The following is an 18,499-nucleotide window of genomic DNA, read 5'->3' on the forward strand; positions in this document are numbered from 1 at the left end:
TTTGGATTCGTAGGGTGACACTGTGATCCCCCCTGACTTCCCCTCCCTCCGCGACCTGGCCCCCTCGGTCGATGTCGTGCTGCCCTGCCTCGACGAGGCCGCCGCGCTGCCGTGGGTGCTGGCCCGCATCCCGGACGGCTGGCGGGCACTCGTCGTGGACAACGGGTCCACCGACGGCTCCCCCGACATCGCCCGTTCCCTGGGCGCGACCGTGGTGACCGAGCCCCGGCGCGGCTTCGGAGCCGCCTGCCACGCGGGCCTGCTGGCGTCCGACGCGGAAGTGGTCTGCTTCTGCGACTGCGACGCGTCGCTCGATCCGGCGCTCCTGGCGACGTTCGTCGAGGACGTCGTCGAGGGCCGGGCCGATCTCGTGCTCGGCCGGCGCAGGCCGCAGGGCCGTGGCGCCTTCCCCGTGCACGCGCGCGCCGGGAACCTCGCGCTGGCGGGGATGCTGCGCCGGCGCACCGGGCTGCGGCTGCACGACTTGGGCCCCCTGCGGGCCGCGCGCCGCACGTCCCTCCTCGGCCTCGACCTCACGGACCGCCGTAGCGGCTACCCCCTCCAGATGGTCGTCCGGGCCGCCGACGCGGGCTGGCACATCGAGGAGCGCCCGGTGCCCTACCGGCCCCGTACGGGAAAGTCCAAGGTCACGGGCACCTGGCGGGGCACCTGGCAGGCGGTACGCGACATGCGCGGGGTCCTCGCGGAGAAGCCGCGGACGGCACACCCCGCGCGCGGAGAGGCGGCGTCGCGGTGAGCGCCGACGGATCGCCCGCGGCGCGTCGGCACGACACCACGCTCCTCGTCATCGCCAAGTCCCCTGTGCCGGGGCGGGTCAAGACGCGGCTCACGCCGCCGTTCACGCCCGAGGAGGCCGCGCGCCTGGCCGAGGCCTCGCTCGTCGACACACTCCACACAGCGCTCGCCACGCCCGCACGGCGTCGCGTGCTGGTGCTCGACGGGGCGCCCGGAGCGTGGCTCCCGCCCGGGATCGACGTGGTCCCGCAGTGCGACGGCGGCCTGGACGAGCGGCTCGCGGCGGCGTTCGCCGGGTGTACCGGGCCGGCCGTCCTGATCGGGATGGACACGCCTCAGGTGACGCCCACGCTGCTCGCTCCCGCGCTCGGGCCCGACGCCTGGCGGGGCTGCGACGCATGGTTCGGGCCCGCCGACGACGGCGGGTTCTGGGCGCTCGGGCTCGCCGAGCCCGACCCGGAGCTGCTGCGGGGTGTGCCGATGTCGACGGCGCGCACGGGTGCGGCCCAGCGGGCCCGGCTCACGGATGCCGGGCTGCGCGTACGGGACCTGCCGGTGCTGCGGGACGTCGACACCGCTCACGACGCCGCCCTGGTGGCGGCCGACGCGCCGGACGGGCGGTTCGCCGCCGAGCACGCGCGGCTGACGCGGGCGGTCCGCTCATGACCTCGACGCGCGAGGCGGCACCGGCCTGGTGTTCGGATCCCTACACCGACGCCCTGCGCAACGAGCGCGGCCCCCTCTTCCTGCGGCGCGCCGACGGATGGCTGCTGCCGCTCGAGGTGGAGCGCTGGTGCGCGGTCGCCGACACGGCCGACCTCTCGGCGCTGCGCCGCTGCGAGGGCGCGGTCCTCGACATCGGCTGCGGCCCCGGCCGCATCGTCGCCGCGCTCGCCGCGGCAAGGCACCGCGCGCTCGGCATCGACGTGAGCGAGGCCGCGGTCGCGCGGACGGTCCGCCTCGGCGGCGCCGCTCTGCAGCGGTCCGTCTTCGACCCCCTGCCCGGCGAGGGCCGTTGGGGGACGGCGCTCCTCCTCGACGGCAACATCGGGATCGGCGGCGACCCCCGGGCCCTGCTGTCCCGTGCCGCCGAACTCATCGCCCCAGGGGGGCTGTTGATCGCGGAGACGGCACCGCTCGACATAGACGAGCGGATGGAGGTGCGGGTGGACGACGGACAGGGCGCCGCGGGCTCGCTGTTCCCCTGGGCCCGGGTGGGCACGCGCGCGCTGCTGCGCGACGCGCGCCCACTCGGCTGGCGGCCGGTCGCTCAGTGGTCCGACGGCGGGCGTTCCTTCGTCTCCTTGCGCCGCTGACGCTCCCGTTCGCGCTCCCGCGCCCGCGCCCGTTCCTCACGGCGCGCCCTGCGCGCCTGCCTCCAGGGCGACGCGGGAGCAAGGAACGTAACGGACACGAACCACAGGGCCGACGCGGCGAACAGCGCTGCCGTGACCAGCAGCCACCGCGGCAGGAACGCGTCCCCCGAATGCCCCGTCACGAGGACGTAGTGGTCCTCCCGCGCCCGCGTGATCAGCGGGAACCACACCAGGAACAGCAGCCCTGACAGGAACGCGGGGACGCGCACGTAGATCATCGCCGTGCGGCTCCGGTCGCCGAGCGCCGTCTGCGCCGCGCGGTCGGCGAGCGAGTACACCGGCACGAGCAGCAGGTCGTGGACGAGGGCCGCGCCGACGAACCAGATCACCACGGCCCACACGTCGCCTTGGAGCAGCCGCACGCCCGCGTATCCCGCGAGGGCGAACGAGGCTGCCAGGAGCAGGAGTTGCAGCGGGCTCTCGCCGTACCAACGGCTCAGTCGGTTCATCACAGCGCTCCGAACGTCATGCGGGCGACCCACTTCGTGTTCAGGACGCCCGGCGCCGCGGGGACGATGACGCGGGCCGGGTAGCCGTGGTCGGCGGTGAGGTCGGCTCCGTTGACGCGCAGGGCCAGCAGGGAGCGCGGGTCCTGGACCTGGTTGTGCCGCAGGGCCGCCTTGCGGAACGCGCCGCGCTGTTGCAGGGATTCGACGAATACGTCGGTGTCGCCGTCGGTCCCGGCGAGGACGGCGAGGTCGCGCAGCCGTACGCCGCTCCACTGCAGGTCGTCCGTGGACCAGCCTTCGACGCAGGCGATGGGCAACGACGAGGTGTGCTGCGGGAGCCGGAGGAGATCGTCACGGGTGAGCCGGTGGACGGTGCCTTGCGGACCGGTGACCACGAGCCGCCACGGCTCACCCGTGTCGGCGGTACGGATGCCCGCCACTGCGGCGGTCTTGTTGATCTGGAAGCGTCCCGGGCCCGTGCCCGGGTCGGCGCCGCCGTGCGGGGCGAACAGAGCGGTGCGGCGCCACGCCCCGCCGATGCTCTGGCCGGCCGTCGTGACGAGCAGCAGGAGGGATCCCCCGCCGACCATGGCGAGCGCCCCGCGCCGCGACACGGTGGGCTCGGCGGGCCTCGCCGCCACCAGGTCCCCCGTCTCGGGCAGGCCGGCCCTGCGCTCGCGCAGCACACGCAGCGCCTGCGGTACACGCAGCACGGCGTGCACGATGAACGCACCGATGAACACCCAGGCGCCGTAGAAGTGCAGCGTGTAGAAGGAGCCGGGGAACAGGTAGTCGAGCTGCACGTTGAGGATGCCGGTCACGAACTCGAAGAGCGCGCCGCCCACGAGCAGGAGCAGCGAGAGACGCTCCAGGGCGTGGCCGATGGAGCGTACGGGTGGCAGCTCGAACAGTTTGGGCACCACCGACCACAGCTTGGCGAGCAGCACGGGCACGAGCGTGATGCCCACGGTGACGTGCAGTCCCTGGGTGAGGCGGTACAGCCAGTGCGGGTCGGTGGGCCAGGAGAACAGATAGAAGCCGAGCAGCCCCTTGCCGGGCGTCTTGTCGTTGACCGCCGCGAGGTTCGGGTTGTACGCGGCGTAGGACAGGAGGCCGGTCACGAAGAGCAGGGTGATCCCGACGAGCAGGACGAGGCCGAGTACCGCGGTGAAGCGGGGGCCGCGCAGGGGGCTGCGCCACGGATCGGGGAGAGTGCGGGGGAAGTCGCCCATGTGGTTCCTTCAGGCTCTGCGCGGCGGGGGCCCGCCGACCTGTTCCGACCGTATTGCGCACAGGCCGCCGATCGGCGCAGGAAGATCTGACGGTTCGGTGACGCCGCCCCGCGGTGCCGACCGATCGGCGGTGCGGGCGCTTAGCGTTCCGGATGTGAAGGTCGAAGCTCCCCCCGCCGCCCCCAGCACCGCGCCGCCCTCCACCGGGACGCGCCGTGACCTGATGGCCGCCGCTGCCGCGGTGGCCCTGGTCACGGCGGCCGTCCTCGTGGGCCGGTACATCGAGGACCACTACGGCACTCTGCACGTCAACTGGGCTCCCTTGTACGCCCATTGGGAACCACACGTAAGCCCCGGGACCCCGGCGGCGATCTCGGTCGCCGTACTGGTCGTCGCGTACGGGCCGGTGGTGGCCGCCCGGCTGCGGTGGCGGCTGCTGCTGCCCGCCGTGTGGGCCGCGTCGGCGGCGTGGACGTTCTCGCTCGCGCTGATCGACGGCTGGCAGCGGGGCATCGCCGGGCGCCTCACCACCTCGTACGAGTATCTGCGGGTCATCGACCGGTTCGACGACGTCGGCGCGACGCTGCGGGATTTCACGCGCCACATCCTGCTGCAGTCCCCCGGCCACTGGCCTCCCCATGTCGCGGGGCATCCGCCCGCGGCGACCCTGACCTTCGTGGGCCTGGACCGGATCGGGCTCGGCGGGGGTGCGTGGGCCGGGGTGTGGTGCATCACGGTGGGGTGCACGGCGGCGCTCGCCGTCCTCGTCACCGTCCGCGCGCTCGCCGACGAGCGGACGGCGCGGCGCGCCGCTCCGTTCCTGGCGCTCGCGCCGGCCGCGGTCTGGACCGGCACATCGGCCGACGGCTACTTCGCGGCGGTCGCCGCGTGGTCGGTGGCGCTCCTGGCGGTGGCGGCCACCCGCGGCAGCCGCTGGGCGGCCCTCGGCAGCGGACTGCTGTTCGGGCTCACCTGCTATCTGTCGTACGGGCTGACGCTGATCGCCCTCGTCGCGGCGGCCGTGCTGCTCACGGCGCGGACCGTGCGGCCGCTGCCGCTGTTCGCCGTGGGAGCGGCCGTCGTGCCCGTCGCGTTCACGCTCGTCGGGTTCAACTGGTGGGAGGCGTACCGCCTGCTGACGGAGCGTTACTACCAGGGTGCGGGCGGGATCCGGCCGTACGGCTACTGGGTGTGGGGCAACCTCGCGTGCACCGTGCTGATCGTCGGGCTTGCCACGGCGGCGGGGCTGCGCCGGGTGCCTGGACATGTCCTGCGTGACCGGGCGGAGCCGCAGGGGCGGCTCGCCCTTGTCGTCCTCGGCGCGGCGCTCGCCCTCCTGGCCGCCGATCTGTCGGGCATGAGCAAAGCGGAGACGGAACGTATCTGGCTCCCGTTCGCCGTCTGGCTCCTCGCGGCCACCGCTCTGCTGCCCGAGCGGTGGCGCCGCGGGTGGCTGACCGCGCAGGCCGTGCTCGCCCTGCTGATCAACCACCTGCTGGTCACGGGGTGGTGACCTTCACCGGCTGCTCCTCTCGGGCGTCGGGCCGGTTCCGCAGCAGCTGCCTCAGCCGCTCCGCCGGCTGCGGCAGGACGACGAACGCCTCCGCCTGGAGGCAGGCCCAGCTGATCCTCGGCAGGTCGCGCACCGTCGGATAGACGACGAAGCGCGGCTCCCACTCCGGGCAGAACTTCGCGTTGAAGCGGTACAGGGACTCGATCTGGAACCAGCGCGACAGGAACACGAGCAGCCCCCGCCACACCCGCAGCACCGGTCCCGCGCCGAGGCGCTCGCCGCGCGCGAGAGCGGCCCGGAACACCGCGAAGTTGAGCGACATGCGGCGCACCCCGAGCCCGGGGGCGCCGCGCAGGGCGGCCACGATGAGAAGTTCGTTCAGGCCGGGCTCGGCCGTGCGGTCGCGGCGCATCAGGTCGAGGGAGAGACCGTCCTCGCCCCAGGGCACGAAGTGGAGCAGGGCGCGCACACGGTCGTTGCCCGCCTCGTCGTCCTGGTGGGCGGTGACGACGACGCAGTCCCCGTCGTCGGGGTCGCCGAACCGGCCGAGCGCCATGGAGAACCCGCGTTCGGTGGCGCTGCCCCGCCACGCGGCTGCGGCCTCGCGCAACCGCTTCTTCTCCTCGTCGGGCAGTTCGCTCACGCGCCGCATGCGGCAGCTGTAGCCGGCGCGTTCGATGCGGTTGACCATCTGCCGGACGTTGCGCATGGTGCGCCCCGAGAGGCTGAAGGCCTGACAGTCGACGATGGCCTCGTCGCCCAGCTCCAGGGCCCTGAGGCCGCCTTCGCGGACCCAGACCTGCCCGCCGAGTTCGCTGCACCCCATGACGGCGGGAGTCCAGGCGTGCAGGGCGCACTGCCGCAGGAACTCCTTGATGGCGCCGGGCCAGGCCTCGTAGTCGCCGATGGGGTCGCCCCCCGCCAGGGCGACGCCGGACACCACGCGGTAGGCGACGGCGGCCTTGCCCGAGGGCGAGAAGAGGACACGCTTGTCGCCGCGCAGCGCGAAGTAGCCGAGCGAGTCGCGCCGCCCCTCGTCGGCCAGCAGGGCGCGCAGCCGTTCGTCGCTGTCGGCGGGGCGCAGGGTCACAGGCCGCAGGGCGAGATAGGCGCTGGTGGCGGCGGTGACCACGCCGAGCGCCAGCAGCGAGAAGTACACGATGTCGCCGGCCCGGTGGCTCCTGTACGCGATGGGGCCTGACGCACCGAGCAGGCCGTAGCCGACCTCCTGGACCCGGTCGGCGAAAGTGATGGCGTGGCCCGCCTCCTGGTTCGCGCGCACACCGACGACGAGCAGGCCGAGCCCGAAGCTGCTGCCGCCGAGGACGACGAGGTTCCACAGGGCGCGCGTTCTGCCGCGCGGGTCGCCGAGCGCGTAGAACTCCTCGCGGTAGGCGACGAGCGCGACACACAGGACGACGGAGACGGTCGCGGGGATCAGGGCGTGGTGCCGCACGCCCTGGACGAGCGCGCTGACCGCGAGCAGCCCCACCGCCGCCTCCCAGGCGCGCCGTTTACGCCGGCGCAGACCTCTGGCGAGCATCACGAGCAGCAGTCCCGCGGCGAGCGCGGCGGCGCGGGCCACCTCCTCGGCGAGGCCCGGCACGTAGGGCGCGATGCGCTCTATGCGGGACTCCTGCATGTGCGGGGAGATCGCCGACGCGATGTCCAGAATTCCGATGACCAGGCACGTGTGACCTGCCACGGCGGCGGGGCGTTGTTTCACAGTGACCGAGCGTAGGAGTGCTCCACGTCGCTGGAGTAAGAGCGACACAGGAGCACGGTAAGAACGCGGTGGCCGGCAAACCTTCCCCGGCCGTCGCGCCTCTTTCCCGGTGAAAACTGCCGAACAGCGCACATGACGGCTGAAAGTTGAGGAAACCATGGGCCTGACGAGCCGGGCACTCGAATACGCGACGGTGCTGGCCGCCCTGGTGTGTGTGGCGCTCACGGTCTGGGTGTGGCCACGGCTCGCCCGGCGCGGGCCCGCCGCCGTGCTCGGCCGGCTCGGCGTGATCGGCGCGACCCAGCTCACGATCCTCACCGCGTTCGCCGTCGCCGTGAACACGGACTTCGAGTTCTACGGCTCGTGGGACGAGCTGCTCGGCCATGTCGACAAGGCGCCCGCCGAGGTCACGGCGCTAGGCCACGGCGGCATCTACACCACGGTCGGCGCTGTGCGCGGCCGTCTGGTGCAGCCTGCCGGGCCGCAGGGCCTCGACCGGGTGAAGGGGATTCCGCACGGGCCCGCGGCGGAGGTCGGCCGGGTCGAGTCGGTCAAGATCGTCGGACGGCGCAGCCGGGCCCTGAACCCGGCCTTCGTGTTTCTGCCGCCGCAGTACTTCCAGAAGCAGTTCCACCGCCAGCGCTTCCCCGTGATGGTCGCGATCAGCGGCTACCCGGGCGGCATCATGAACCTCGCCCGGTATCTCCAGGTCCCCCAGACCGCGGACCGGCTGCTGCGGGAGCACCGGATGCAGCCGACGGTGGTCGTGATGGTGCGCCCGACGATCGCGCCGCCCCGTGACACGGAGTGCGTGGACGTGCCGGGCGGTCCGCGGGCCGAGACGTTCTTCACGAAGGACCTGCCGGAGGCGCTCAAGCAGTCGTACCGCGTGGGCCACGACCCGAGCGCGTGGGGCGCCCTCGGATACTCGTCGGGCGGCACGTGCGCACTCCAGCTCACCCTGCGCCACCCCGGTGTGTACACGTCGGCGGCCGCGCTCTCGGCGGACTACAGGATCGGCGACGACCTGACGACGGGCAGCCTCTTCGGCTCGGGTCCCGACGCCGCGCGGCGACAGCGCGAGCACGACCTGTTCTGGCGCCTGGAGAACCTGCCCCTGCCGCGCGTGTCCGTCCTCGCCGCCAGCAGCAAATCGGGCGAGAAAAACTACAGCGACACGATGAGGTTCCTGCACGCGGTCAAGCCGCCCATGACGTCGGCCCGGATCATCCTGCCGCGCGGCAGCCACCACTTCACGACATGGCAGCGGGAGATCGCGCCGGCCATGCAGTGGATGAGCGGCCAGCTGACGTTCCCGCAGGACACAACGCCCTCACCGCACCGCCCGCCCACGCCACAGGCCGCGAGCCGGCCGCACCCCTAGGGCCTGCGTCCAGAGCCTGCGCCGGTATCCCGCCCACCTGCCTGTCGCTCCGGCCCGACCGGTCACCCGTCACCGACGACCGGTTACGGTGGCCTGGCATCCGCGTCGCCCGGCGCGCCTCCCCCGTCCGACCAGGAGCAGCCCTCATGCCCGAGTCCGCCGTGTCCGCCCGCCCCGCACTGGCCAGGCCGGGCGCGGCGCCCGGCGACGTGGCCGCCGTCTGGTCCGTCGTGACCGGCATGTACGAGGCGTACGCCACCGGGGACCGCGCCCAGATCGACGCCCGGCTCGACCCGGAGGCGACGATCTGGGACCCGGCCACCGAGCCGCTGCTGCTCGGCAAGCCGGACCTGGACCGGGTGCGGGACGAGCGGCCCGAGTCCGGGGACGGGCCCGTGGGGAGCGGACTTCGCCCGTACGACCCGGTCGTCGACGTCTTCGGTGACACGGCGGTCCTGCGCTACTGGCTGCGCGTCGCGTACGCGCCCGGCCCGGACGGCACCCCGCTCCGTCCCGAGCTGCTGCGGAACACGGCGGTCCTGCGCAAGGACCCCGCGGCCGGCCGCTGGCTGATCGTGCACCTCCACGAGGACGTACGGCAGGCGGGCGGGGCGCCCGAGACCGCCTAGCGGAGCGCGCCGGTCTTCGTGGCCAGCAGGAGGCGGCACCGGGGGCTGCCGTCGGAGCGCTCGCCGAGTTCGGGCAGTGCCTGGAGCTCCACGCCGAAACCGGCCGCGACCAGCTCGCTCCGTACATCGCCGAGGCGGAAGCCGCGGTAGTACATGACGAAGGGTGGCCGCCACAGCGCGTTGCGGACCCGCATCGCGCCGTCGAAGGCCAGCATCGACCAGTAGCCGCGGGAGCCGGGCCGCGCCGGAGCCGGCACCGGGAACGCGAAGCGTCCGCCCGGCCGCAGTACGGAGTGGACCTGGGCGAACAGCGCGGGCCGCTGCCGTGGCAGGAAGTGGCCGAACGCCCCGAAGCTGACGACCAGGTCGAAGGCCGGCCCGAAGGGCAGCGCGAGGGCGTCGGCGCGCACCAGGTCCGCGCCGCTCGTGCGGGCCGCGCGGCCCGCCGTGAGCATGCCCGCGCTGATGTCGACCCCGACGGGCCGCTCGCGGCACACCTGCCGCAGCACGCCGAACCCCGCGCCGGTCCCGCAGCACAGGTCGAGTCCGCGCTCGAAGGGGCCCATGCGGCGCAGGGCACGGGCGACCGGTGCGAGCACCGACCGGGGCGTGCGGAACGGCGTGCGGTCGAACTTGGGGGCGAGCAGGTCGTAGCCGTGCTCGACGGAGGACAGCGCCTGGACGGCGAGCTCGCGGACGGTGGGGCCTTCGGGTGCGAACATCGTGGCTCAGCTTAGGCCGCGCCCGGGGCCACAGGGGCTGTGGTGGAGGGTTCGAGCAGGGCTCCCGGGCCGGGTCGGCACCGCGGCCCGTGACGTAAGCCCTTGCCGGACGGCGCCCTCATGGTGTTACAGTGCGGATGGCACATGTGCTAGCCGCCTCTTCGGCGCCGGTGCCAGTCTCCCTCTCCGAATCGCCGCCACAGCGGGATTCGTCGAATCGATGTCAGCGATGCGCCAGGCGGCGCCGACGCGCCGTACCCCGCATCGCTTCTTCCCGGCCACAGGCTTCTCAGGGCTTTCACGGGCCTCTTCGCCCGCCCGCCTCGCGGGGCGTGCAGTCACCGCCCCGATCCCGCCGGATCCCACCTCACTCATGCTCTCGTACGAACGTCCTCGAAAGGACCGATTCCGATGACCACCACACTCGAACCCCCCACCACAAAGGCGTTCACGACGCAGCCGAAGGAGGTCGCGGTCCAGGCCGCGGGCGTCCTCGACACCTCGGGCAACGGGCCCGGGTTCCTGCGCCTCGCCGACCTCCTGCCGACGTCGCACGACGTCCAGGTTCCGACCACCCTGATCCGCCGACTCGGCCTGCGCAAAGGCGACTTGATCCAGGGGACCTGCGGCAGGCCGCGCGTCCTCGCCGAGGTCGGGCAGGTCAACGGGTGCCCCGTCCAGGAGCTGCGCGGGCGGCCCCGGTTCGGTGACCTCACTCCCCTGCACCCGCGGCAGCAGCTGCGCCTCGAAACCGCGAAGGGCGGCGTGACACCCCGCGTCGTCGACCTGTTCACCCCCATCGGCAAGGGGCAGCGCGGGCTGATCGTGGCGCCGCCCAAGACCGGCAAGACGGTGCTGCTCCAGCAGCTCGCCGCGTCCGTCGCCACGAACCACCCCGAGGCCCATCTGATGGTGGTGCTCCTCGACGAACGGCCGGAGGAGGTCACCGACATGCGGCGCTCGGTGCGCGGCGAGGTCTTCGCCTCGACCTTCGACCAGCCCGCGAAGGCGCATATCGCGCTGGCCGAACTCGCCGTCGAGCGCGCCAAGCGGCTCGTCGAGGACGGCCGTGACGTCGTCATTCTCCTGGACTCCCTGACGCGCCTGTGCCGCGCCCACAACAACACGGCCTCGTCCGGCGGCCGTACGCTCAGCGGCGGTGTCGACGCCTCCGCGCTGATCGGCCCCAAGCGGTTCTTCGGCGCGGCGAGGCTCGCCGAGGAGGGCGGCTCGCTCACCATCCTCGCCACCGCGCTCGTCGACACCGGCTCCCGCGCCGACGACTACTTCTTCGAGGAGCTCAAGAGCACGGGCAACATGGAGATCCGCCTCGACCGCGGCCTCGCCGAGCGCCGGATCCACCCCGCCGTCGACCTCACCCAGTCCGGCACGCGTCGCGATGAACTCCTCCTGCCTGAGGCCGAGTTGGCGGTCGTACGCGGTCTGCGGCGGGCGCTTCAGTCGCGGGACGGACACGCGGGGCTCGAGACGCTCGTCGAGCGGATCCGGCAGACACCGGACAACGCGACGTTCCTGCGGCAGGTGCAGTCCACCGTTCCCACCGCGTGAGACGCCCGGCACGCACCGTCCCGGGTCGATCGGCGCGGCAGAATGCGTAATACTCTCACCATGACTTCGAGCATTACTGCTGCGGGAAGCGCGGGGGACGGCGGGACGGTCCGGGTGCGCCGGGCGACCGCCCGTGACGCCAAGCGGCTGACCCGGCTCGTCCGCACGTCACGCGCCTACGAGGCCCCGTACGCGTCGATGGTGGCCGGCTACCGGGTGGGGCCCGACTACATCGAGGCCCATCGCGTCTTCGCCGCGGTCGGCGCCGATGACCTGGTGCTCGGTTTCTACGCGCTCACGCTGGTGCCGCCGGAGCTCGACCTGATGTTCGTCGCCGACGCGGCGCAGGGACTCGGCATCGGGCGGCTGCTCGTCACCCATATGAAGGACGAGGCGCGCGCGGCAGGACTCACCTCGGTCCGCGTGGTCTCGCACCCGCCCGCCGAGGGCTTCTACCGCAGCGCGGGAGCCGTACCCACCGGCACGGTCGCCGCCAGCCCGCCCGCCGTGATGTGGGACAGGCCCGAATTGGAGTTCCCGATCGGCTGACGCGCCCGCGCTCCCGGGGGGACACTCGGGGTGGACGAGGAGGCCGGCTTGGACAACGAGGTCCGACACACCGACGCAGCCCACGGCACCGACGCGGTCCACGCGTTCGACGTCACCGTGGAGATCCCCCAAGGCTCCCGCAACAAGTACGAGATGGACCATTCCGTCGGCCGGATCAGGCTCGACCGGATGCTGTTCACCTCCACCCAGTACCCCGCGGACTACGGATACATCGAGGGCACGCTCGGGCGGGACGGCGATCCGCTCGACGCGCTCGTCCTGGTGGGCGATCCGACGTTCCCCGGCTGCACCGTCGAGTGCCGCGCCATCGGCATGTTCGTGATGCGGGACGAGAAGGGCATGGACGAGAAGGTCCTGTGCGTGCCCGCGCACGATCCGCGCCATACCTCCGTGCAGGACATCGAGGACATCCCCGAGTTCGACCGCCTGGAGATCACGCACTTCTTCGAGGTCTACAAGGATCTGGAGCCCGGCAAGTCCGCCGAGGGCTCGCACTGGGAGGGGCGCGACCTCACGTACGCGGAGATCGCCGCCGCGCGCCGCCGGGCCGACGGCCGACAGGACTGAAGGACAGAGGAGCCGGCCACGACGGCGCGCACGTGTCAGTGCGCGCCGTCCGTCGCGCAGTGCTCGAGAAGGTCCGCGGTCGCCGCGTCGACGACGCGGTAGCGCACGATCCTGCCCTCCTTCTCCCCCTCGACCACTCCGGCCGCGCGCAGCAGCCGCAGCGCCTGCGAGACCGCCGGGTCGTTCATGCCCGTCGCGACGGCGAGATCCGACACGGCCAGGGGTCCCGCCCGGTACAGCGCGAGGAGCAGTGCGAGGCGGCGGGGATCGGCGAGCAGGGAGAACCGGTCGGCCCAGGCGCGGACATGTCCGGGCTCACCGATGGCGGCGATGGCTTCGCAGACCCGGTGGCCGTCGATCGTGCGGCGGTCGGCGCGCTCGGCAGGGACGAGATGCATGGCGCCATCCTCGCAGCCACCGATGTGATCTTGAATACCCGCGCACACCTACGCAGCTGTGCAGCCTTGCAGGCGTCGCCGACCGGCCTCTAGTGTGGGCGGGCCGTGGTGCTCGGGAATTCGGTGACGGTCCCTCAAAGGACCCAGACCGAAGCGGCCCTCGCCACTGTGATCGGGCCCCGGGTCCCTCGGCAACGAGACGATCCGGGACGCCTCGCCCCACCACGCCACTGGCTGCCGCGCGCAGCTGGGAAGGCAGGAGCGGACGCGGACACCCGTCAGCCAGGAGACCGGCCACGGCATCTCACGAAGTGATTCCACGAGGTGTTGGAGCGTGACCGCATGGCCCTGCCCGTAAAGTCCCCGGCGACCGGACGCGACGCGTTCCACTGGCGGCGCGAGGACACCGTCCGCACCGCCGGGCTCCTCGCGGTGATCGCCGCACTCCATGTCGTCGCGTTCGGCGTGCTGTTCCTGCTCGTCGTGCCGGAGCACTACGAGGTGGGGTCGAAGGCTTTCGGCATCGGCCTCGGCGTCACCGCGTACACGCTGGGCATGCGGCACGCGTTCGACGCGGACCACATCGCCGCGATCGACAACACCACCCGCAAGCTGATGGCCGACGGCAAGCGCCCGGTGTCGGTGGGGTTCTGGTTCGCGCTCGGCCACTCCAGCGTCGTGGTCGTGCTCGCCGCGCTGATCGCCGGCGGCACCCAGCTCGCCGGGCGGATCATGAACGAGGGGTCCGCCACCCATCAGACGCTCGGCGTCATGGGCACCACGATCTCCGGCTCCTTCCTCTACCTCATCGCGGCGCTCAACCTCGTCGCCCTGGTGGGGATCCTGCGGGTGTTCCGGGCCATGCGCGCGGGCTCGTACGACGAGGCGGAGCTCGAACAGCACCTGGATTCACGGGGGTTCATGAACCGGATCCTCGGCCGGTTCACCAAGTCCATCACCCGGCCCGGCCAGATGTTCCCCCTCGGCTTCCTCTTCGGCCTCGGCTTCGACACGGCGACCGAGGTCACGCTGATGGTGATGGCGGGCAGCGGCGCGGCGGCCGGACTGCCCTGGTACGCGATCCTGTGCCTGCCGCTCCTGTTCGCCGCCGGTATGAGCCTGTTCGACACCCTGGACGGGACGTTCATGAACTTCGCGTACCAGTGGGCGTTCTCGAACCCGGTGCGCAAGGTGTTCTACAACCTGGCCATCACCGGCCTGTCGATCGCCGTCGCGTTCCTGATCGGCACCATCGAGCTCGTGGGCGTCCTGCACGACAAGCTCGGCCTGCGGGACTCGGTGACCGGCTGGATAGCGGAGCTCGACCTGGACAACGTCGGGTTCATCATCGTGGGCCTGTTCGTCGTCGTCTGGGCGGCCGCCATCGGGTACTGGCGGCTCGCGAAGGTCGAGGAACGGTGGGCCGTGCGGACGTGATCCGGCGGGCCGCCGGGACCGGGACTCCGTATGGTCGTGCGCGTGAGTGAAGCCAGCGTTCCACCAGCGGCGCCCGTGCCACGCAGGTCCGCCCTTCCCGCGGCCCTCACGGTCCTCACGGTCGTGAGCGGCTTCGTCGACGCGGTCAGCTATCTGGGCCTCGGCCGCGTCTTCGCGGCGAACATGACCGGCAACGTCATCATCATCGGCTTCGCCGCCGCGGGCGCTCCCGGGTTCTCCGTCCTCGGGTCGGTCACCTCCCTCGGCGCGTTCCTCGCGGGGGCCGTGTGCGCCGGGCGGCTGACCGGGGTGTTCGCCGGGCGGGCGCGGGAGACCTGGGTGCGGTCGGTGTTCGTCACCGAGGCCGTCCTGCTCGCCGTGGCGACGGCCGTCGCGTTCGCGTGGCCGGGCGGGGCTGTGTACGCGCTCATCGCGGTCCTCGCGTGGGCGATGGGGCTGCGCAACGCGACGGTGCGCAAGCTCGCGGTCCCGGACATGACCACGACGGTCCTCACGATGACGCTGACCGGGCTCGCCTCGGAGTCCTCGCTCGCGGGCGGCACCGATCCGCGAGCGGGGCGCCGGATCGTCTCCGTGGTGGCCATGCTGGTGGGCGCCGCGCTCGGCGCGCTGCTCGTGCTGCACCACGGTCTCGGCTGGCCGCTCCTCGTCTGCACCCTGCTCGTGGCGGCCGCCGCGGCCGGATATCGCGAACCGGCCGCCGACGGGGACGACCTCCGATCGGCCTAGTCCTGCGGGCGCCGCCCGCCCGGGCTCACTAGCGTCCTGACCAGGACCGCAGCTCCCCCTGCCGCTGCGGCACAGGGACCGGAGACGCCTCATGTTCTGCCCGATAGCCACCGTCATCACGACAACCGCCTGCCTGACCGCGCTCGCGCCCGGGTCCGTGAGCGCACACGAGCCCGTCAAGGCGCCCGCCTCGGTGACCGCACCCGACGAGGTGAGCCGGACCGACTCGGTGGGCCGGACCGACCCCTTGACCCGAGCCGACTCGGACGACGAGACCCGCGACCTGGGCCCGGACGGCGGAACCCGCGACCGAGGACCGGACGGCGGAACCCGCGACGGAGGCCCGGACGGCGGAACCCGCGACCGGGGCTCGTCGGACGGCGAGTCCTACGCGGAGGCACGCCTCTCGCCGTCCGCGGTGGTGGGGGCCTCGTCCACCGCCGAGATCACGGTCTACTGCGCCCGCGGCGGGCGGGGCTCCATCACGGCCCGCTCCCAGGCCTTCGCCGGCGGCTCCGTCACGCTCCCCCAGCTGGGCGGCGGGATCGGGCAGGACGGCCGCACGCAGTACCGGGGCACGGCACGCCTCGCCGTCGGGGCCGAGTCCAGCTCGCAGGTGTCCGTGCAGGGAGCGTGCCCCGACGGCAGGCAGTGGAGCACCCCGATGAACGTGAACCGCGACGGCTACCGCGGCGCACGCGCCGGAGTCGGCAGCACCGCCGGCGGCGGCGTGGACCTGGGCAGGATCGGCTTCGGCGCGGCGCTCACGGGCGGCGCCGGCTACCTGCTGTGGCGCAGGACGCGCGCCCCGCGCGAGGACTGACCGGTCCATCCGCCAACCGTCACGTCCGAGGCAGGCGCGCCGTACGTCCGTCGAAGCGCCGACCAACCGCGCGTTGCCGACAGTCACCTTCATCACGAGACCTGTCAACTGCCGTTCCCAGCACCGCGGTTCAGGCCGCGACGGGGGTGAACCGCACCGGCAGGGACTGCGGGCCGCGGGTGAACACCCCTTGTTCCACCGGGTCGAAGCCGTCGGCGAGCCGCAGTTCGGGCATCGCGTCGAGGAGCTGGCCGACCCCGATCTCGACCTCGGCCCTGGCGAGCAGCGCGCCGACGCAGAAGTGCCGGCCGAGCGCGAAAGAGAGATGGTCGGCCGCCGCCGAGAACGCGGTCGTCGCGGTGAGGTCCTCGCGGAAGATGTCGAAGCGGTCGGGCTCCGCGTAGCGGTCCGCGTCGCGGTTGGCGGCGCCGATCAGACAGGTGACGGTCGCTCCCGCGGGGATCGTGCCGCCGCTCACCTCCACGTCGGTCGCCGACTGGCGCATGATCATGTGGACCGGCGGGGTGTAGCGCAGCGTCTCGGCGAAGGCGCGGGCGATCAGCGAGCGGTCCTCGCGGACGGCGTCGAGCTGCTTCGGGTGGGTGAGCAGGTTGGCGAAGATGCTGGCGATGGCCTTGTCGGTGGTCTCGCCGCCCGCCGCGAGGAGCAGGCTGCAGAACGCCTTGATGTCCTCGTCGCTCATGCGGACGCCGTCGACCTCGGCGGCGCAGAGCGAGGAGAGCAGGTCGTCGCCGAGATTGTCCCGGCGCTGCCGGATGACCGGGATCATGTACTCGGCGAACTCGACGCGGGTGCGCTCACCGGCCGCCGCGACGTCCTTGTCGCCGGACAGGTTGCCGAGGAACGCGATGACGGTGGTGTACCAGCCGTGGAACCGCGCGTGGTCTGCCTTGTCGAGGCCCAGCATGTCGGCGATCACGTTGACGGGGAAGCGGGTGGCGTAGGCGTCCACGAGGTCCACGGAGCCGGTGGCGCGGAACGTGTCGATCAGTTCACGGGAGTTGCGCTCGATGACGGGCAGGAACTTCTCCTGGAGGTCGCTGCCGCGGAACGCCGGTGCGACGAGGGCCCGGCGGACCGCGTGCTCACGCCCGCTGAGCTGGAGGATCGTCCTGCCGTGGACGGGCTCGATCTGCCAGTTGTAGTTGTCGGTCGTGAACTGCGACTCCTTGTCCTTGAAGACGCGCTCGACATCGGCGTACCGCGAGATGACGTAACTCTGCGTGGCCTCGTGCCAGATGAGCGGAGCGTGCTCACGCATGGCCGCGTAGGCCGGGTACGGATTCTCGGCGAACTCCGGCGACAGTATGTCGGGGACCTGTGCGGTGGACATGAAGCTCCCTCGGTCAGTAACAGGCAACGCCCACCAGGTTATTGATCATCCGTCGGCGGAGACAGACCCCCCTCGGGGATCTTGGTGACCGCCGACGTGCCAGGCCGGGGCACTCAGTCGTCCGAGCGGCAGATGATGAAGTCGGGGAAGACGTGCCGGCCGGGCCGGTCACCGATTTCCTCGATCGCGCGGCGGATGTCCCGCAGTTGCCCGACCGTCATCTCCAGCGGCGGCTCGTCCGGCTGACAGGTTGTCAGGACCGGATAGTCGACACCCGGCTTGCTGCTCATCTCGATGTGGCAGCCCAGGATGTGGGTGACCGTACGGGTGCCCGCGAACTCGACCATGCGGTCGATGGACTCGGTGAACGCCGCCCAGTCCTCGACGTACAGCCGTCCGGGATACACCGTGTCGCCGGTGAGCAGAAAACCCGTGTGCGGGTCGTAGTAGGTGACGGCCGCCGCATGGTGGCCCGGTGTGGCCAGGCACTCCAGCACCCGGCCGCCCAGGTCGACGCGGGCCACCCGGCCCTCGTCGTCCGCGAACCCGAAGAACTCCCAGGCACTGTCACGATCCGCCCCGACGACGCGTGTGTGGGGCCGGTCGGCGAACTGGACGTCTCCCGCGACATGGTCCCCATGGGCGTGCGTATGCAGGACAAGGAGTTCGTACGCGTCCCTGGGGTGCTCGGCCAGCCAGTCCTCGATGAGCCCGTCGACGACCCGGCGCAGGGGAAAGTACTGGGCGGACGCGGTGGCTCCCGTGTCGATGAGTACGGCGCGTGCGTTGCCGAACAGCAGAAACAGGAACGGCGCCTCGTAGTGCACGGCCATGTTCTGCCGCAGGACGACCGTGTGCTCGTCATAGGCGTGCACCTGGATGTCCGGGTCGGTGTTGTGCTTCGCCGACGCCGACCCATGGATCCAGCGGACACCCAGCGTGTGCGGCTCGGGCCCCTCGGTCACGAAGTCGACCTGCCGCGCGGTTCCACCCATTCCGCCTCCTTAAGAGAGTCACCTTCCGAGGGCATCATCCTGGCCTTCGGGCCGGGCTGGAGGCGTGACGTGGGTAACGCGGAGGGGGCCGGGTCTGTGAGGCGGCCCATAGGAGCCAGGTCACATACTAGGGGTGGTAGTAGGGGAGGGGGGGCGCGTGGTGGCCCGCAGGGAGCCCCCCACTCGGTCATTTCGGACATTTCTCCGTAGTGGGGTAGTACGTCACATCCTTGCGCCCCCTCTCGGGCA

At 72.2% G+C, this 18,499-nt stretch carries 18 protein-coding genes, 1 pseudogene and 1 riboswitch; of the genes and pseudogenes, 12 read left to right on the forward strand and 7 right to left on the reverse strand.

Translation table 11 applies throughout. The features are described from left to right. Nucleotides 1-22: 22 nt before the first annotated feature. From ACWIGU_RS08000 to ACWIGU_RS08010, 3 genes and pseudogenes are all read left to right on the forward strand, one after another. A complete protein-coding gene (locus tag ACWIGU_RS08000; protein ID WP_454398545.1) occupies nucleotides 23-757 on the forward strand; it encodes a glycosyltransferase family 2 protein in 735 nt (244 codons plus the stop codon). Continuing rightward, nucleotides 754-1,422 carry a TIGR04282 family arsenosugar biosynthesis glycosyltransferase gene (locus tag ACWIGU_RS08005; RefSeq protein ID WP_454398547.1) on the forward strand — a complete coding sequence of 223 codons (669 nt, stop codon included), beginning with the start codon at nucleotides 754-756 and terminating at the stop codon, nucleotides 1,420-1,422. Before ACWIGU_RS08000 ends, ACWIGU_RS08005 begins: the two co-directional genes overlap by 4 nt. Then, nucleotides 1,419-2,069 (forward strand): annotated as a pseudogene (locus ACWIGU_RS08010) (methyltransferase domain-containing protein); the annotation flags it as partial. The gene ACWIGU_RS08005 and the pseudogene ACWIGU_RS08010, both read left to right, overlap by 4 nt. Here ACWIGU_RS08010 and ACWIGU_RS08015 read toward each other — a convergent pair. Together ACWIGU_RS08015 and ACWIGU_RS08020 are read right to left on the reverse strand one after the other, a co-directional pair. Beyond that, on the reverse strand, nucleotides 2,027-2,581 hold the full coding sequence (locus tag ACWIGU_RS08015) for a hypothetical protein (protein ID WP_454398549.1): 555 nt from the start codon (nucleotides 2,579-2,581) through the stop codon (nucleotides 2,027-2,029). The pseudogene ACWIGU_RS08010 and the gene ACWIGU_RS08015 sit on opposite strands and share 43 nt — an antisense overlap. Further along, nucleotides 2,581-3,813 carry a molybdopterin-dependent oxidoreductase gene (locus ACWIGU_RS08020; protein ID WP_454398550.1) on the reverse strand — a complete coding sequence of 411 codons (1,233 nt, stop codon included), beginning with the start codon at nucleotides 3,811-3,813 and terminating at the stop codon, nucleotides 2,581-2,583. The genes ACWIGU_RS08015 and ACWIGU_RS08020 overlap by 1 nt, the downstream gene beginning before the upstream one ends. Before the next feature lie 223 nt (nucleotides 3,814-4,036). Here ACWIGU_RS08020 and ACWIGU_RS08025 point away from each other — a divergent pair, with 223 nt between their 5' ends. Further along, on the forward strand, nucleotides 4,037-5,326 hold the full coding sequence (locus ACWIGU_RS08025; protein WP_454398647.1) for a hypothetical protein: 1,290 nt from the start codon (nucleotides 4,037-4,039) through the stop codon (nucleotides 5,324-5,326). On the opposite strand, the gene ACWIGU_RS08030 is transcribed toward ACWIGU_RS08025, so the two are convergent. Further along, nucleotides 5,313-7,052: a phosphatidylglycerol lysyltransferase domain-containing protein gene (locus ACWIGU_RS08030; RefSeq protein WP_454398552.1), complete on the reverse strand. Its 1,740-nt coding sequence runs from the start codon at nucleotides 7,050-7,052 to the stop codon at nucleotides 5,313-5,315. The genes ACWIGU_RS08025 and ACWIGU_RS08030 overlap by 14 nt on opposite strands. Nucleotides 7,053-7,209: 157 nt before the next feature. On the opposite strand from ACWIGU_RS08030, the gene ACWIGU_RS08035 reads away from it, so the two are divergent. Further along, nucleotides 7,210-8,436 (forward strand): alpha/beta hydrolase, encoded by a 1,227-nt coding sequence (locus tag ACWIGU_RS08035; RefSeq protein ID WP_454398554.1) that lies wholly within the window; start codon nucleotides 7,210-7,212, stop codon nucleotides 8,434-8,436. 146 nt (nucleotides 8,437-8,582) lie between these two features. After that, on the forward strand, nucleotides 8,583-9,065 hold the full coding sequence (locus ACWIGU_RS08040) for a YybH family protein (protein WP_454398556.1): 483 nt from the start codon (nucleotides 8,583-8,585) through the stop codon (nucleotides 9,063-9,065). Here ACWIGU_RS08040 and ACWIGU_RS08045 read toward each other — a convergent pair. Continuing rightward, on the reverse strand, nucleotides 9,062-9,787 hold the full coding sequence (locus tag ACWIGU_RS08045) for a class I SAM-dependent methyltransferase (RefSeq protein ID WP_454398558.1): 726 nt from the start codon (nucleotides 9,785-9,787) through the stop codon (nucleotides 9,062-9,064). The two genes, ACWIGU_RS08040 and ACWIGU_RS08045, sit on opposite strands and share 4 nt — an antisense overlap. Before the next feature lie 411 nt (nucleotides 9,788-10,198). On the opposite strand from ACWIGU_RS08045, the gene rho reads away from it, so the two are divergent. The 3 genes from rho to ACWIGU_RS08060 are packed head-to-tail and all read left to right on the forward strand — an operon-like array spanning nucleotide 10,199 to nucleotide 12,493. Then, nucleotides 10,199-11,356: a transcription termination factor Rho gene (gene rho / locus ACWIGU_RS08050; RefSeq protein WP_454398560.1), complete on the forward strand. Its 1,158-nt coding sequence runs from the start codon at nucleotides 10,199-10,201 to the stop codon at nucleotides 11,354-11,356. 60 nt (nucleotides 11,357-11,416) lie between these two features. After that, nucleotides 11,417-11,905 carry a GNAT family N-acetyltransferase gene (locus ACWIGU_RS08055; RefSeq protein ID WP_454398562.1) on the forward strand — a complete coding sequence of 163 codons (489 nt, stop codon included), beginning with the start codon at nucleotides 11,417-11,419 and terminating at the stop codon, nucleotides 11,903-11,905. Nucleotides 11,906-11,953: 48 nt separating this feature from the next. Continuing rightward, nucleotides 11,954-12,493 (forward strand): inorganic diphosphatase, encoded by a 540-nt coding sequence (locus ACWIGU_RS08060; RefSeq protein WP_454398564.1) that lies wholly within the window; start codon nucleotides 11,954-11,956, stop codon nucleotides 12,491-12,493. A gap of 35 nt (nucleotides 12,494-12,528) precedes the next feature. Here the strand turns inward: ACWIGU_RS08060 and ACWIGU_RS08065 are convergent, their stop codons facing one another. Next, complete coding sequence (locus ACWIGU_RS08065; RefSeq protein ID WP_100597286.1) at nucleotides 12,529-12,891, reverse strand: ArsR/SmtB family transcription factor; 363 nt, start codon at nucleotides 12,889-12,891, stop codon at nucleotides 12,529-12,531. Nucleotides 12,892-12,980: 89 nt separating this feature from the next. After that, a riboswitch (cobalamin riboswitch) is annotated at nucleotides 12,981-13,204 on the forward strand. 29 nt (nucleotides 13,205-13,233) lie between these two features. Between ACWIGU_RS08065 and ACWIGU_RS08070 the strand changes: the two genes are divergently transcribed. From ACWIGU_RS08070 to ACWIGU_RS08080, 3 genes are all read left to right on the forward strand, one after another. Continuing rightward, nucleotides 13,234-14,328, forward strand: a complete 1,095-nt coding sequence (locus tag ACWIGU_RS08070) for a HoxN/HupN/NixA family nickel/cobalt transporter (protein WP_454398567.1) — start codon at nucleotides 13,234-13,236, stop codon at nucleotides 14,326-14,328. Between the two features lie 42 nt (nucleotides 14,329-14,370). Further along, nucleotides 14,371-15,078, forward strand: coding sequence for a YoaK family protein (locus tag ACWIGU_RS08075; protein WP_454398569.1), 708 nt, complete (start codon nucleotides 14,371-14,373; stop codon nucleotides 15,076-15,078). A 91-nt stretch (nucleotides 15,079-15,169) separates the two neighbouring features. Next, nucleotides 15,170-15,901, forward strand: coding sequence for a hypothetical protein (locus tag ACWIGU_RS08080; protein ID WP_454398571.1), 732 nt, complete (start codon nucleotides 15,170-15,172; stop codon nucleotides 15,899-15,901). Nucleotides 15,902-16,031: 130 nt separating this feature from the next. Here ACWIGU_RS08080 and ACWIGU_RS08085 read toward each other — a convergent pair whose 3' ends face one another. Together ACWIGU_RS08085 and ACWIGU_RS08090 are read right to left on the reverse strand one after the other, a co-directional pair. Continuing rightward, on the reverse strand, nucleotides 16,032-17,255 hold the full coding sequence (locus ACWIGU_RS08085) for a cytochrome P450 (protein WP_454398573.1): 1,224 nt from the start codon (nucleotides 17,253-17,255) through the stop codon (nucleotides 16,032-16,034). 113 nt (nucleotides 17,256-17,368) lie between these two features. Beyond that, nucleotides 17,369-18,250, reverse strand: coding sequence for an MBL fold metallo-hydrolase (locus tag ACWIGU_RS08090; protein WP_454398575.1), 882 nt, complete (start codon nucleotides 18,248-18,250; stop codon nucleotides 17,369-17,371). Nucleotides 18,251-18,499: the final 249 nt, after the last annotated feature.

The organism is Streptomyces sp. NPDC055400, from assembly GCF_053644375.1.

Bases quoted from the DNA above. Each gene is read 5' to 3' on its own strand.
- ACWIGU_RS08015 (WP_454398549.1), bottom strand. From the start codon at position 2,581: ATGAACCGACTGAGCCGTTGGTACGGCGAGAGCCCGCTGCAACTCCTG.
- ACWIGU_RS08020 (WP_454398550.1), bottom strand. From the start codon at position 3,813: ATGGGCGACTTCCCCCGCACTCTCCCCGATCCGTGGCGCAGCCCCCTG.
- ACWIGU_RS08025 (WP_454398647.1), top strand. From the start codon at position 4,037: ATGGCCGCCGCTGCCGCGGTGGCCCTGGTCACGGCGGCCGTCCTCGTG.
- ACWIGU_RS08035 (WP_454398554.1), top strand. From the start codon at position 7,210: ATGGGCCTGACGAGCCGGGCACTCGAATACGCGACGGTGCTGGCCGCC.
- ACWIGU_RS08040 (WP_454398556.1), top strand. From the start codon at position 8,583: ATGCCCGAGTCCGCCGTGTCCGCCCGCCCCGCACTGGCCAGGCCGGGC.
- ACWIGU_RS08045 (WP_454398558.1), bottom strand. From the start codon at position 9,787: ATGTTCGCACCCGAAGGCCCCACCGTCCGCGAGCTCGCCGTCCAGGCG.
- rho (WP_454398560.1), top strand. From the start codon at position 10,199: ATGACCACCACACTCGAACCCCCCACCACAAAGGCGTTCACGACGCAG.
- ACWIGU_RS08055 (WP_454398562.1), top strand. From the start codon at position 11,417: ATGACTTCGAGCATTACTGCTGCGGGAAGCGCGGGGGACGGCGGGACG.
- ACWIGU_RS08065 (WP_100597286.1), bottom strand. From the start codon at position 12,891: ATGCATCTCGTCCCTGCCGAGCGCGCCGACCGCCGCACGATCGACGGC.
- ACWIGU_RS08070 (WP_454398567.1), top strand. From the start codon at position 13,234: ATGGCCCTGCCCGTAAAGTCCCCGGCGACCGGACGCGACGCGTTCCAC.
- ACWIGU_RS08080 (WP_454398571.1), top strand. From the start codon at position 15,170: ATGTTCTGCCCGATAGCCACCGTCATCACGACAACCGCCTGCCTGACC.
- ACWIGU_RS08085 (WP_454398573.1), bottom strand. From the start codon at position 17,255: ATGTCCACCGCACAGGTCCCCGACATACTGTCGCCGGAGTTCGCCGAG.
- ACWIGU_RS08090 (WP_454398575.1), bottom strand. From the start codon at position 18,250: ATGGGTGGAACCGCGCGGCAGGTCGACTTCGTGACCGAGGGGCCCGAG.